Here is a 14,737-nt window from a genome sequence, read left to right on the forward strand (position 1 = left end):
GATTATTATTAATTACATGGTAAGAGCAGTTTGTCGTAAACATTATGCTCTTCGATATTTTGTGGGAATGTAATCGTACATTCAGAACCTTGCCATAATACTTTCATTGCCTCACCCGGTCTTATTCCACCGATGTAAGCTTCACCTTGGTCACCCACAATACCTGTTGTCTTGCCAGCATTATTTTTAATATCCGCAGCAAATGGTGGGTAACTTCCATCTTGTAATCTCAACGTCACCATCATTTTGATCCCAGAAATAACATCAAAACTACGATAACCTATTGCACCTTCAGTGAGTGTGGTTCGTGTTACGGAATCCGCAACCTCAACATTCTTAGGTAATTTATTAATATCAACAACGACGTCTGTCTTATAGTAGCTATTAATATCTGGTACAACGACTTTTCCAGAACCATTAGAGCGTAAATGTGTGCCGTTATATTTTACAGGGACATCTTTAACGCCATTTGTATCAACAAAAACTCGTGTTCCACCCGTTGATGTGACTGGGTGCATTCCTATTCCGTACCCCGTCAATGTCATACCACCTTGGACATTCGCGGATAATGACATTGAGTTATTACTTATATAGTTATAGCTGGTATTAAAGTCATTCATATTGCCTTTATGGCTATAATAGCTACTAAATATTCCGCTATGTCGATTATTACCGACAGAAAGTGAAAGGTTATCTTTATTTTCAAGACGCTCATTCACTGTCACTTTATTCGTATTATCGTTCTTACCATTATACGTTGAATAATTGACATAAGTTCCTGATGCTAATGGAACTGAAAGGCTGACATAAACTCCGTTATCTTGATAACCCTGCATTTTGCTATTAAACATGTTGATAGACAGACCGATATTATGAAACTTGCTGGTATCAAAATATTTCGAAAAGGTCATGTTATAGCGATAACTATTTGGGCGATTCCAATAGGTTTGGTGCGTGTAGTTTAAATTTATGGATGAACGCCAATCAGTAAAGTTTTTACTTAGTGATGCAGAATAAGAGCCTTTATTGTGTCCTGCATACATAATATCTTTTTGGTCATTATAAGTAAGGAAGTCACTCATCGTCATAAATTCACGATCCATAAAACGGTATGCGGACAATTGAATTTGACTATTACTTCCTTCAAAGCTTTTATAATAATCGACTTTAAATGCTTTGCCTTTTAAGGTCGGTCCATCTGTCAATGCTGCTATTGAATGATTAAATGAAAATGAGATTGCACCAAATTGAAACAAATCACGTCCAACACCAGCAGCAAAAGAGTTAAATCGACTACTATTTAGCGCGCCACCAAAAACTGACCAACCATTGCTAACGCCCCATGAAACCTCGCTTTGTGCGAATGCATCCCCCATAACATGGCGATCCATATCCGTTGGTCTACCTGCGCTCACTTTATAACGCACAGAACCTGGACGAGATAAAAAAGGAATGTTTCCAGCTTCTACTTCAAATTCTGAAACACGCCCATCACTTTCTTCAACTCTGACTTGTAACGTCCCTGAAATACCGCTATTTAAATTTTGGATTCTAAATGGGCCCGCAGGAACTAAGCTTTCATAAATAACGCGTCCATCTTGGCTAATTTTGACTACCGCGTTTGTTTCTGCAAAACCCGTCACCTCTGGTGCATATGAACGTAAGCTCGGCGGTAACATATTGTCGTCAGAACGTAATGAAATCCCAATAAACTTGAAGCTATCAAACAAATCTGTTTGCAGAAAATCTTCACCTAGAGTTAATTTCGATTTTAAGCTGCGAATAGCTCGATAAGCATAAATATTCGTCCATTTAATATCGTGAGTATCATCAACCCGACTATTTTGTGCATGGTTATATGAACCTTGCCAAAAACCCCGTAAACGCCAGCTATCAAAATTAGCGCCGACCGCACCTAATCCTGAAAGGAAAAAAGTATTGTTCGATTTGTTATCACCTAAACTATGGTTATATTGTGAGGTCAGATTATAGTCAAAAATAATACCTTTAATGCCATCTTCCCAACGAGATGCTGATTCCCAGTCGTTGGCTGAATATTCCTGGTAACTTTTAGGAATATTAATAATTAATGTTCCGGTCGATAAATTAGGTGTTACTGACATTCCTTCTAAGCTAGCAATATCTAAACACTCTAAGCCATCAATAGTATTCCACTGTAATACACTTTCAGCTTCCGAATTTAAGTCAAATTTTTCGACAATTTCATCCGTTAAACACGCTTGTGATTTTTCTTCATAACTCACAACGGTTATTTTCTGCTCAGGTATATACGCGTTATTTATACTTAGTTTAAAGGGGTAAATGCCAGGAACAATATAAAGATCTTGTGAAAAAACTGCCAAATTAATATTTTCTCTATCTTCTGCGTTCAATATATTAATATTGAAGTCCACAGCCTCTTCAGAGAGAGCAATTAATGGATTCAGCAGCAATAAAGATACCGTGATGAGTTTTTTCATGACTTTATTTTTTATTAACATTTAAAAACACAGAACACATAATTTTATTATTAACTTTTTTCATTACGATGTCCTTAAATTTTAATAAATTTTCTAAGCTGAAGTAATGATTGGTCTCATTACTTCAGCTTACCGTTAATAACTAATGCATTAAATTAGTTATACGACAATACGAAATCAGTTACCGCTTGGAATTCACCTGCAACAATATCAACCGGAGCTTCTGGTTTACCTTGGCTACCTAAACCTTTCACATATGCAGCAAATTGCAGGGTGTTAGTTGTTCCTTGCAGTTTGTGCTCAGATTTAGTGACTTCATTTAATACGATTGGGTCATTGTTGCTATCTACGATCTGGATACCTGCACCTGCAGCAGTACCTGTAATAGCTAATAGTGATTTAGGATCATTTGTAGCGGCCGCGCCTGAAAATGTAATATTCACGGAATCACCTGTTTCTACAGTACAGTCAATTAATTTAATATCGAACATAACTGGTGAAGATTGACCGTCTGAAGTACCACCATTTTTTAACACCACATCAGCGATTTGACCTAAATCTACAGTTTGGTCAATAGAAGATGGGTCAATAGAACAAGGTGCAGTGATGATGCTACCAGTGAAAGTGACTTTACCATTACCGTGGTTAACTGGCGCTGCGTTTGCACCAAAACCAATTAATGTCGTTGCTGCGATAGCCATAAGAGTTTTATTTAATTTCATTTGGTAAATCCTCAATTAAGTCGTAATTTAAAGAAAAAAGATAATAAGAAGTCCTGTAATTAATTATTAATTACAATAGAAGCTTAAATTTCAGATACGAGACATAGTTAAATATACTTAGGTAAAACCACGATATATTTATGAATACGTTAATTAAATCTTTTTGCCTTTTGAGCTTTGGTTCACACAAATACTATAATTACACTTAAAAGCTGTAAAGTCGCCATCACCTATCGAAAATAAGAAGTTCAATAGGCAGTTATTTTTTGATACATTTACTCATATTACGATTATTTTGATACCATATAAATCAATCAGTTACAGATAATGTGTCATTGATTCATACTTAACAACATTTCTTTCACATACATCGGACATTACTTTTTTGCAATTGGTTACATCTTTGACGTGTATTATTATCTTCAATTATCCAATTACCACAATTTAGCGTAATAGTTTTTTGCGGTTTTAATCCAAATTTATATGTATCAAAAAGAAAATGGTTAATTCTAATTTATCTCCATCCGCTATTTTTTCTAATAAATAAGAACTCCGTCTCATTTATTATACCTAATGAGAATTATTCAATGTGAATAAAATATATTCTGGTCTAATCAGTATCTCATTAAGGTACTATTTCACACTCAAATATGATGACCATAGTGATTATTTCAGGGATGTATTGACGGGTATATAAGAATAGCTAGGTAGGAAATTAGAATGGCAAATGCTCTTTAGGTAAAAAGAAACACAAAGGCTCAAATGCATTCATTGAGCCTTTATCAAATCAGATGAAATGCATTAAATCCTGAAAATTCATTATCTAGTGAAGCATTATCCTTCATATGAGTAACCTTTCCATAAGTTAAATTGGAACTCATCCTACCTTAGATAATTTGACTTTAATAGCCATTACAAGGTGATAATCATAATGTGTAATGAAAATAGGATTAACTGCAATACATTGATTTTGTTTTTAATTATTCATTCAAAACTCATAAATAACGCACTAAATGCGTTAAAAGCAAAACTATCGGAAGCTATTTCGTATTATTCCGAATGGCTCATTTAAATAATATTTTGATTTAACGCTAGCCGATAAATTGCTAGCTAACTTTAGTTCACACCGATTAAGATTGAATTCTCCCAGACAACCTGAGAAACAAGATGACTACCACTTTTATAATTGTTCCTGGCTATACCAATTCCGGTTCTCAACATTGGCAATCCTATATAGAAAGAAAATACCATAATACTGTGCGCGTCATTCAGGATGACTGGAACGCCCCTAACCATAAATGGATAGAGCGCCTAAACGAGGTAGTTCAAAATACAGAGGGTGAATTGGTACTGATTGGACACAGTTGCGGAGCTGTTTGTGTGGCGCAGTGGGCCAGCCAATTTCCCAACCATCGAGTAAAGGCGATGATCCTAGCCACCCCTGCGGATGTTGATTCCTCTTCTGCCCTACGCGATATTCAACAACAGCGACCGCTACCCAATAACAAGCTTCCAAGCCCTTCTTTGCTTATTTATACCGATAATGACCCGCATCTTGGCACTGAAAAAGCCCATCAGCTTGCAGAAATATGGAGTAGCCAACTTATATTGGTTAAAGGCGGTGAGCATTTAAATACTGATGCAGGATATGGCGAATGGCATGAAGGCGAGCGGTTGATTGAAGAGTTTACGGGGAGAGAGTTTATTGGGCGGTAGTTTGTTTCCAGTGCTCCAGACACAAAAAAGCCACTTCTTTCGAAGTGGCTTAATGCGCTGATTTAACAGCTAAAATTTGGTGGCCCCTACTGGACTTGAACCAGTGACCAAGCGATTATGAGTCGCCTGCTCTAACCAACTGAGCTAAGGGGCCAAAGTGGTGCCGATTATACGTGCTGTTTTGGTGAAGGTCTAGTATTTCAATACTGTATGGTGAATTTGTATCCAAGCTATAGCATCAACCTATAATTCAATAGCATGGCATCATCAAAAACCATCATTCCCATCTTAATTATCGGATTTTAATCTAGGATTCCATTCTTTATTAGAACGCCATTTATGAACAAACCTGCGTTAACGACTACCCTATAGTAAATAATCGGGCGTAAAGATTGAGTTTTCCTGTTCTAATTTATTAAGCATTCTTTATTCAATTGATTGATATAAAACAATAATTTTATACTTCATATAGAACATGATGATATTAGACAAACAGCTATAGGACGATAATGATGAAAAAAGTACGTGCAGTTCAATATGGTTGTGGAAAGATGGGCAAATTTCTCATCCGTTACCTACAAGAACACGGTGCTGAAGTTGTGGCGGCTTTTGATATCAACCCTGCCGTGATTGGCAAAGACATTGGTGAAATCGCAGGCACGGCGCCAACTGGCGTAAAAATCCAGCCACTGAATGAAGCCGATAAAGCTCTAGAAACCTTAAAACCTGACGTGGGGATTATTGCGACCCTCAGCACCATGGCCGATTTAGAAGATGCATTCTCCCTCTTCGCTCGCCATGGCGTTAATGCAATATCAACAGGTGAAGAAGCTCTCTATCCGTGGAACTCTTCCCCTGAAATCACTGAAAAATTAGATGCGTTAGCGAAAGCGAATAACTGCACTTTAGCGGGTAGCGGCTACCCCGATATGTTCTGGGGCGTGCTTATCGATACCTTGGCAGGTTCTATGCACAAACTGATCAAAATCAAAGGCTCTAGCTGTTACAACGTGGAAGATTACGGCATCGCACTGGCGAAAGGTCACGGTGCAGGCTTGACTGTTGACGAATTCAATCAGCAAATTGGTAACTATAACGACCTGCCATATGCGGTTATCGCTGAGAAAATCGAGAGCGGTGAATATGCGCCACCGTACATGTGGACACAAAATGGTTGGCTGTGCAGCCGCTTAGGTCTGACCATTACCAATCAAACTCAGCGCTGCGTGCCGCAAATTGCCAAAGAAGATATCTATTCAGATACTTTAAAAATGACGGTGAAAAAAGGCGATGTTTTAGGGTTGTCTGCAGTGGTGATCACTGAAACAGCAGAAGGCGTCACCTTAGAAACGGAATGTATCGGTAAAATTTTAACGGCGGATGAGTGCGACAAGAACAGTTGGCAGCTAATTGGTGAGCCAGATACGGCGATTGAAGTGAATAATCCAGCAACCGTGGAACTCACCTGCGCAAACTTAGTTAACCGTATCCCTGCGCTGATCAATAGCCCTGCGGGCTACACTACCACAGAAAAAATGCCAAATAACGTGTATATGACCAAACCGATGCACGAATATTTATAATCAACTGACTTGATTGAATATTAATCACATAGCCCACATCCCGTGGGCTATTTTTTTGACTTAGCGAGGCTTTGTCATCTGCCATTCTAAGTGGCGACGCACTGCCGGCCACTCATTACTTAAGATGCTATAAACGCAGGTATCTCGTAGCTCACCCGTACGAGTTAGCATATGGTTACGTAAAATCCCATCGAGTTTTGCCCCTAAACGCTCAATCGCTTTACGGCTTTGATGATTTAAAAAATGTGTTCTTAGCTCCACGGCAACACACTCTAATTCTTCAAATGCATGTTTTAATAACAAGTACTTAGCTTCCGTATTGATCGGTGTGCGCTGGGCTTCAGCCCCATACCATGTTGCCCCAATTTCAACACGGCGAACCCCTTGGTCGATCCGCATATACGAGGTCATGCCAACGGCTTTGCCTGTACGTTTATCAATAATCGCGAATGGCACCATCTCTTTCTGGGCAAAACGCGCAAGGCGCATATCGACATCTTTCGCGACATTTTCCGGTTCAGGTACCGAGGTATACCACAGGTGATGCAACTTATCTCGTTCAATAATCTCAGCATAAACAGCATCATGGTGATGGGTCAGTGGCTCTAATCGAACATGGTTGCCTTCTAAGGTGACAGCTTGGCAAATCTCTTTCATCGGCGTGTTTCCTGAATAACTCGGTTGTGTGAAGTGAAAACCCATCAAATTATGATGCGAATAACCATTTTTCTTTGTTGTAACCATTTTTTATGACAGAAAAATAAAACAAAAGAAATAGTCCTGTAAGTTTAATTATTCCTCGTAAAACATATGATAAAAATCACAATTTTTTAACATTATTCTTAATTCAATTGTCCATTAGGCTACAGTTAACTCATCTGACCTGTTATTAATAGTCCCAAATGGGAGTCAATATGAGCAATTTTCCACATCTTTTTACCCCACTTGATTTGGGGTATACCGTTCTTAAAAACCGTATTTTGATGGGTTCAATGCACACCGGCTTAGAAGAGCATCCTCAAGGAAGCCAGCGCCTTGCCCACTTTTACCGACTTCGTGCAGAGAATGGAGTCAGTCTGATTATTACCGGGGGAATAGCCCCGAACCCCGAAGGAGCTTTAGCACCTCATGGCGCTGTATTGAATCATCAAGACCAATTGTCATTTCATCAACAAATCACCGATGCTGTGCACCAAGCAGATGGCAAAATTGCATTACAAATCTTGCATGCAGGTCGTTACGCCCTACATCCGGCGTTAGTGGCACCTAGCCCGATTAAATCCGAGATCACCCCATTTCCCCCCCGTGAATTAACTGCCGATGAAGTTCAGAAAACCATCGATGACTTCGTAAATACCGCTAAACTTGCCCAGCAAGCGGGCTACGATGGCGTCGAAGTGATGGGCTCGGAAGGTTATTTAATCAACCAATTTATTACATCGCGCACCAATCATCGAACTGATGAATGGGGCGGCAGCTACCAAAACCGTATCCGTTTTCCGATAGAAATCGTTAAACGCATTCGCCAAACGGTTGGGAAAAATTTCATTATTATCTATCGGTTATCCATGCTTGACCTTGTTGAAGGGGGCTCAACGTGGGATGAAATTGAGCTATTGGCTAAAGAGATTGAAAGTGCGGGCGCCACCATGATCAATACGGGAATAGGCTGGCATGAAGCCCGTGTACCGACCATTGCGACGCTGGTTCCCCGCAAAGCCTTCAGCTGGGTGACGGAAAAATTAATGGGCAAGGTGAATATTCCTCTGATTACCACCAATCGCATCAATGACCCGTTTGTGGCAGAACAAATCATTGCTAGTGGTCAAGCTGATATGGTGTCCATGGCGCGCCCTTTCCTTGCCGATGAAGCATTTGTGTCAAAAGCCCAAGACGGTCGCTTTGATGAAATAAACACCTGTATTGGCTGCAATCAAGCCTGCCTTGACCAGATTTTTAATGGCAAGCTGGCTGGCTGCTTAGTGAATCCACAAGCTGTACGCGAAATGGACTATCCTAATGAATTAGCAGATAAACCCAAAAAAGTGGCAATTGTCGGGGCGGGTCCTGCGGGGCTTTCTTGTGCAATCTATGCCGCCAAACGAGGGCATCAAGTCACGCTATTTGAACGCAGCAACCAAATTGGTGGGCAATTCAATCTCGCTAAACGGATCCCCGGCAAAGAAGAATTTTATGAAACTTTGCGTTATTTTTCCCGACAACTGCAACTACTCAATGTGGATGTTCGACTCGAACAGATTGCACAAGCGAATGATTTAACTCAATTTGATGAGGTCATTATCGCCACAGGCGTTATCCCCCGCGCTATCAACCTAGCTGGCGCTGATCATCGCAAAGTCATGTCCTATATTGAGGCTTTAAAACAGCCCGATAATGTCGGTAAAAACGTAGCTATTATTGGCGCCGGAGGGATTGGGTTCGATGTTGCTGAGCTCCTTACCCAACAAGGGATCAGCAGCAGTTTAGATGATAATAAATTTAACCATGAATGGAATATCGATACCGCCATCACCACTCGCGGTGGGCTTTTCCCGACGAAAAAACAGTTAGAACCAACGCCTCGCCACCTCTATTTATTGCAACGTAAAAACAGCAAAGTCGGCGCAGGTCTTGGAAAAACCACAGGATGGGTACACCGTTTGTCGTTAATGAAACGTGGCGTTCAGATGTTTAATGGCGTGGAATATATGAATGTGGATGATGATGGGCTGCATATTCGCTATCAAGATGAATATATCTGCCTTGCCGTTGATAATGTCATCCTTTGTGCTGGGCAAGAACCTTATCGCCCATTGAAAGAGCAATTAGAAGATATTGGCATTCACCCTCATGTGATTGGAGGGGCGGATGTGGCGTCCGAGTTAGATGCCCGCCGAGCCATTGAACAAGGTATGAAAGTGGCTTATCAGTTGTAAGTTTTCTTGACCCATAAAAAAACCCGCTAATTCAGCGGGTTTTCTTTTTTGAACAACGTGAAAGCTTAGTCTTGAGTTTGAGATAACTCAGAATCCGCTTGCGCCAGTTTATCGTCTTCCGATAAACATACCGCCGCAGTGAAAAGCACGTCCGTTGAAGAGTTCAGTGCAGTTTCAGCTGAATCTTGCAGCACGCCGATCATCACGCCCACAGCAACCACTTGCATCGCTACTTCATTCGAAATACCGAACATATTACACGCCAGTGGGATCAATAATAACGAACCGCCAGCAACCCCAGATGCACCACACGCACACACCGCAGCTACCACGCTCAATAACAGCGCCGTTGGGATATCAACAGGAATGCCCAGAGTATGCACCGCAGCCAGTGTTAACACTGTAATGGTGACAGCCGCGCCGCCCATGTTAATGGTTGCACCTAGCGGGATAGAAACGGAATACGTATCTTCGTGCAGATTCATACGGCGGCACATCCCCATGTTCACCGGAATGTTAGCAGCTGAGCTACGGGTAAAGAAGGCGGTTACACCACTTTCACGTAAGCAAGCGAAGACTAGTGGGTATGGGTTACGTTTGATTTTCCAGTAAACAATCAGCGGGTTAACCACTAATGCCACGATAATCATACAGCCCAGTAATACCGCCAATACGTGGAAGTAACCTTTTAAAGTTTCAAAACCGGTTGTTGCAATAGTTGACGAAACTAACCCGAAAATACCTAATGGCGCTAAACGAATAACCACACGAACCAGCTGAGTCACGCTTAAAGAGAAATCGTGGATCATCGTTTTGGTGGATTCATTGGCATGACGCAATGCAATACCTAAACCAATCGCCCATGCCAAGATACCAATATAGTTCCCTTTAATCAGCGCATCGACTGGGTTAGCGAAAATATTAATCAACAAACCTTTGAGCACTTCAGCAATGTTACCCGGAGGCGTCAGTTGCGTATCACCTACGGCTAAAATCAAGCTTGATGGGAACATAAATGAGCCAATCACCGCTACAACAGCCGCGAAGAATGTCCCTAAAATATACAGCACTAAAATTGGACGAATGCTGGTTTTTTGCCCTTGGCGATGGTTAGCTATGGACGCCATAACCAACACCCAAACAAGAATTGGAGCAACCGCTTTTAACGCACTGACGAACAGGTCACCCAGTAAGCCAACGTTTTTTGCTGCCGATGGCCATAACCACGCCAATAAGATACCTGCAATCAAGCCTGCTAGGATTTGTTTGACCAAACTACCTTGACTAATTACTCGCCATAACCCTGCTTTATTTGTATCCATAATAGACCTTTATAATTTATCTTTTTTAGGAATTAAATGTGTTTGCCGAGCCAGTATAAGGAATATTAATCTCCTGAAAAGGCTATTATTCAAAATATACACAATGATTGATTACAGTTAACATTAATTTTACATATCTGTGATCGCAATAGAGTTTTGTTTCTTATAGGAAACAGAGGGCATAGAAAATGAGTGAGGATTTTCAGATAGTTAAAATAAAAAAACACCTAAGATGACTCCAAGATGTTTTTTAAAATTGTATTGATTATTGCGAGTAAGATTTAACGATTGATTAAATATCCACCAAAATAATCTGCTATTTTTGCCTCATCTACTTTTAAATTTCCTTTCCAGCCAGCCCAAGGCATTTCCATATCAGAACGCCCTTTCGTATTGTTAAGTTGGTTTTCTGCACTAGTTATATCACCAAAATCGCGCCAACTATCAAGAGACAAAGCGATAAAAGTATTCGGAATAACACCAATCAATGCGAGTGAATGCAATATTCCGCGTAATGTATATCTGTCTCCTTTAACCAATTTTGCCTGCGATAACCGCTTTTCAAACTGCCCTGGCGTCTCATTTTCGGGGGCATGGCGTAATAAATCTAATAGTTGATTAAAGACTTTTTTGTCTTCATCGGTAGGTTCTACAGCAGCAACCGTCAGTAAATGTCGGAGATTCAAATAAGTGTAACTTACATTCCCAGTATAGGAATTTCCGTAATATAAGCAGTATTGGAAGTAACTATCATTAATATAAATATGCTTATTATGATCGCTACAAACCCAACAACATGCATATTGCGGTTTTTCAAGATATTGATGAGCCGGCAGAGAAAGTAGCTTGTGATAAGCTCCCAAGACTGATCGACCTCGCAAATAACTTCCTCCAACTCCCGCCACGAAAGCATCCAAACAACGCTGGCGAGTAAGCGCTGTTTCCTGTTTTAAACTGTGTAGTTTATTAATGATATCTTCATGATCAGTAAAAAATGCAATCTCATTTGGCAACCAATGAGAATCACTCAATATTTTTCGTTCTTTATCAGATAAAGAGTCCAATGGATAAGTCGATACCGCACGACCTCCATCATATTGGCTATTTTCATACTTATAGAGTTTTCGTAAGACCCGCATGACTTGTTGCACAGAACCACCTCATCTTTACGCCTATAAATCATTAGATATAAAAAAACTCCCAAAGTCATGATGAAATTATGGGAGTTTTTCTAATTAGGAAAAAGATTATCCGTTAATCAATTTTTTCGCTTCGTTGCGCTTATTCACGATCGTGTTAACCACCAATGTCAGAACTAAGATTGCAGCCACAGTCCCTAACGAAACCGCAGTAGGAATATGGAAAATATCCATCAACAACATCTTCACGCCGATAAAGCTTAAAATAATAGCTAAACCGTACTTAAGCATTGAGAATTTCTCAGCAACACCCGCTAATAAGAAGTACATTGCACGTAAGCCTAAAATCGCAAACAGGTTAGACGTTAATACGATAAACGGGTCGGTGGTCACAGCAAAGATAGCGGGAATACTGTCTACCGCAAAGATAACATCACTGATTTCCACTAAGATCAGAACCAAAATTAATGGGGTAGCAAACAGCAATCCATTCTTTTTAATAAAGAATTTTTCACCGTGTAACTCATCCGTCATCCGTAAGTGTGAACGAACCCATTTGACCAATGGCTTTTCATTTATCGGTGAATCGTCCTCTTTAGCGAACGCCATTTTGATCCCCGTAAACAGTAAAAACGCACCGAAAACATAGAGGATCCAGCTAAATTGTGTAACTAACCAGCTACCTGCGAAAATCATAATCGTACGCAGGACGATAGCTCCAAGCACCCCGTAAACAAGTACGCGACGCTGTAGATTTGCCGGAATAGCAAAGTAACCAAATAGCATTAACCAAACAAACACGTTATCCACAGCAAGGGCTTTTTCTAACAGATAACCGGTTAAGAACGCCATAGTTTGCGTGTTCGCAACTTCAGGTCCAACGGTATCATTGAAGTACCACCACAGACCGCCCGCAAAAATCAGCGACAGAGTCACCCACAAGATGCTCCAACCCGCTGCTTGCTTCATCGACATCGCCTGACCTTTATGTTTTCCTTGCCAAAACATATCGATGAGTAGCATCACAAGGATCATGACAGCAAAGCTGCCCCATAAAACAGGATTTCCAACAGAGTTCATTTTGATTCCTTAAAAAACAAAAAACGGCTGATATCCAGAAGACATCAGCCGCTTAAACTGTTTTCACCCTAAGTTATCACTATACGGTTGTAAACGATGAGCAAACCTCGCCTTCTGGCAAGGTCTCACTTACAACACAGATAACCTAAGATAAGGAAATTGTGGTGCTCGGTTACCGGGTACAATTGTGTGTACCGTAATGACGATAATCCGACAGAAGAAGTTACTCCCCTTTGCTATGCGCACACAATAAGGTAATTAGTCTTAAAAAGCAATGATTAGCTACCAATATGTTCATGCTATTTTTCGTTATCTAAACACAAATATACTGATAAATAGTCAGATTAAATCCTCTTATTCAGCACCATTCCCGTTTTTTGCCATTTTAGAAAGCCAGTAGTTAAGAACCTAAAATGTAAAAATCAGCCGCAATTTAAATGAATTCTCAAAATAAGCTTAAAATTTACTGTTTAGTTATTTTCTGTTTTGTTAAAGTGATCGGGTTTTACACTAACAGCCGGAAGAAACAGCCGTTTTCTTCCGGCATTTACTTAATCCATTTCTGCCCAACAACATGTTTGTTGCTGTGATTGCCGTTTAGGAAACATTAATGGAATTAGTTAGAGAACTTTTTTTCGCCCTTTGGCACCAAGATTACGAAACCTTATCTAACCCATCGTTGATATGGTCGATTTATTTCATGCTGTTTATGATCCTATTATTGGAGAACGGCGTGCTCCCAGCTGCATTCTTACCCGGTGATAGTTTACTGATCCTTGTTGGCGTACTCATCGCAAAAGGTGCTCTTAGCTACCCATTAACTTTAGTGATTTTAACTGCGGGCGCCAGTATTGGTTGCTGGGTGGGTTATATCCAAGGTCGCTGGCTAGGTAATACAAAAATTGTCAAAGGCTGGTTATCGCACCTCCCCGAACACTATCATCAGCGTGCTCATGGGCTATTCCATCGTCACGGCTTAGCCGCATTACTGATTGGTCGATTCCTTGCATTTGTCAGAACATTACTACCAACTATCGCAGGGCTTGCGGGCTTGCAAAATGGGCGTTTCCAAGTGTTTAACTGGTTAAGCGGGCTCCTTTGGGTGCTAATTTTGACCGCTATAGGCTACGGATTCGGTAAAAGCCCTATTTTCCAACAATATGAGCATCAAATTATGAATGTCTTGATGCTTATTCCAGTTGGGTTATTAATTTTGGGTCTGATCGGCAGCATTGGTGTTGTCATCAAGAAAAAATTCGCCCGCAAATAAATAGCCGTCACTGAATCAAATCGAACAGCGGGAATTTTTAGCAATTCCCGCTTTCCTCTATCTCAATTCGAAATCTATACCAATTAGTGATTGCACTTAAGCTAAAAAAAGCTATTGTAATGTTATTAAGGCCATACTTTATTAAGGCATTGCGTTATTTTTCTATTGATAGGAGGTTCTACTATGTCATCCAATCATTCTTCTGAAGATCTACGTGCTGAACTTAAATCACTCGCAGACTCTCTCGAATCCATTCTGAATAGTACTCAAGATAAATCAAAAGAAGAGATCGAAAACTTAAAGGCGAAAGCCCGTGAAGCCCTCTCCTCTTCAAAAGCTAAACTCGGTCAAGCCAGTGATAAAATCACCGAGCAAACCAAAGAAATTGCAGGTCAAGCTGATTGCTATGTGCGTGAAAATCCATGGAAAAGCGTGGGTATCGGTGCAGCGGTCGGTGTGGTCTTAGGCATGCTGCTCACCAAGCGCTAA

General features: G+C 40.4%; 11 protein-coding genes and 1 tRNA gene. 5 read left to right on the forward strand and 7 right to left on the reverse strand.

Features of this window, described 5'->3' with window-relative positions; translation table 11 throughout:
* Window positions 1-8: 8 nt before the first annotated feature.
* On the reverse strand, window positions 9-2,480 hold the full coding sequence (locus tag HFU86_RS16050) for a fimbria/pilus outer membrane usher protein (RefSeq protein WP_132496571.1): 2,472 nt from the start codon (window positions 2,478-2,480) through the stop codon (window positions 9-11).
* Window positions 2,481-2,635: 155 nt separating this feature from the next.
* Window positions 2,636-3,202: a fimbrial protein gene (locus HFU86_RS16055; protein ID WP_036956196.1), complete on the reverse strand. Its 567-nt coding sequence runs from the start codon at window positions 3,200-3,202 to the stop codon at window positions 2,636-2,638.
* A 1,167-nt stretch (window positions 3,203-4,369) separates the two neighbouring features.
* On the opposite strand from HFU86_RS16055, the gene HFU86_RS16060 reads away from it, so the two are divergent.
* Complete coding sequence (locus HFU86_RS16060; protein ID WP_187129651.1) at window positions 4,370-4,918, forward strand: RBBP9/YdeN family alpha/beta hydrolase; 549 nt, start codon at window positions 4,370-4,372, stop codon at window positions 4,916-4,918.
* A 77-nt stretch (window positions 4,919-4,995) separates the two neighbouring features.
* Here HFU86_RS16060 and HFU86_RS16065 read toward each other — a convergent pair.
* Window positions 4,996-5,072, reverse strand: a tRNA-Ile gene (locus HFU86_RS16065).
* Between the two features lie 355 nt (window positions 5,073-5,427).
* Between HFU86_RS16065 and HFU86_RS16070 the strand changes: the two genes are divergently transcribed.
* On the forward strand, window positions 5,428-6,501 hold the full coding sequence (locus tag HFU86_RS16070; protein ID WP_187129652.1) for an NAD(P)H-dependent amine dehydrogenase family protein: 1,074 nt from the start codon (window positions 5,428-5,430) through the stop codon (window positions 6,499-6,501).
* 60 nt (window positions 6,502-6,561) lie between these two features.
* Here HFU86_RS16070 and HFU86_RS16075 read toward each other — a convergent pair whose 3' ends face one another.
* Complete coding sequence (locus HFU86_RS16075) at window positions 6,562-7,158, reverse strand: GNAT family N-acetyltransferase (RefSeq protein ID WP_187129653.1); 597 nt, start codon at window positions 7,156-7,158, stop codon at window positions 6,562-6,564.
* Window positions 7,159-7,415: 257 nt separating this feature from the next.
* Between HFU86_RS16075 and HFU86_RS16080 the strand changes: the two genes are divergently transcribed.
* Window positions 7,416-9,437, forward strand: coding sequence for an NADPH-dependent 2,4-dienoyl-CoA reductase (locus HFU86_RS16080; RefSeq protein ID WP_187129654.1), 2,022 nt, complete (start codon window positions 7,416-7,418; stop codon window positions 9,435-9,437).
* Between the two features lie 65 nt (window positions 9,438-9,502).
* Here HFU86_RS16080 and sstT read toward each other — a convergent pair whose 3' ends face one another.
* The 3 genes from sstT to HFU86_RS16095 form a co-directional block, all read right to left on the reverse strand.
* Entirely contained in the window at window positions 9,503-10,759 is a 1,257-nt protein-coding gene (gene sstT / locus HFU86_RS16085) for a serine/threonine transporter SstT (RefSeq protein ID WP_036956183.1), read from the reverse strand.
* A 281-nt stretch (window positions 10,760-11,040) separates the two neighbouring features.
* Window positions 11,041-11,910, reverse strand: coding sequence for a hypothetical protein (locus HFU86_RS16090; RefSeq protein ID WP_234413545.1), 870 nt, complete (start codon window positions 11,908-11,910; stop codon window positions 11,041-11,043).
* 96 nt (window positions 11,911-12,006) lie between these two features.
* Window positions 12,007-12,978 carry a TerC family protein gene (locus tag HFU86_RS16095; protein ID WP_036956180.1) on the reverse strand — a complete coding sequence of 324 codons (972 nt, stop codon included), beginning with the start codon at window positions 12,976-12,978 and terminating at the stop codon, window positions 12,007-12,009.
* 610 nt (window positions 12,979-13,588) lie between these two features.
* On the opposite strand from HFU86_RS16095, the gene HFU86_RS16100 reads away from it, so the two are divergent.
* Together HFU86_RS16100 and HFU86_RS16105 are read left to right on the forward strand one after the other, a co-directional pair.
* On the forward strand, window positions 13,589-14,248 hold the full coding sequence (locus HFU86_RS16100; protein WP_108478444.1) for a DedA family protein: 660 nt from the start codon (window positions 13,589-13,591) through the stop codon (window positions 14,246-14,248).
* A gap of 183 nt (window positions 14,249-14,431) precedes the next feature.
* Window positions 14,432-14,737 (forward strand): DUF883 family protein, encoded by a 306-nt coding sequence (locus tag HFU86_RS16105; RefSeq protein WP_036956175.1) that lies wholly within the window; start codon window positions 14,432-14,434, stop codon window positions 14,735-14,737.

It is taken from the genome of Providencia sp. JUb39 (assembly GCF_012272845.1).
Lineage (GTDB): Bacteria > Pseudomonadota > Gammaproteobacteria > Enterobacterales > Enterobacteriaceae > Providencia > Providencia lanzhouensis.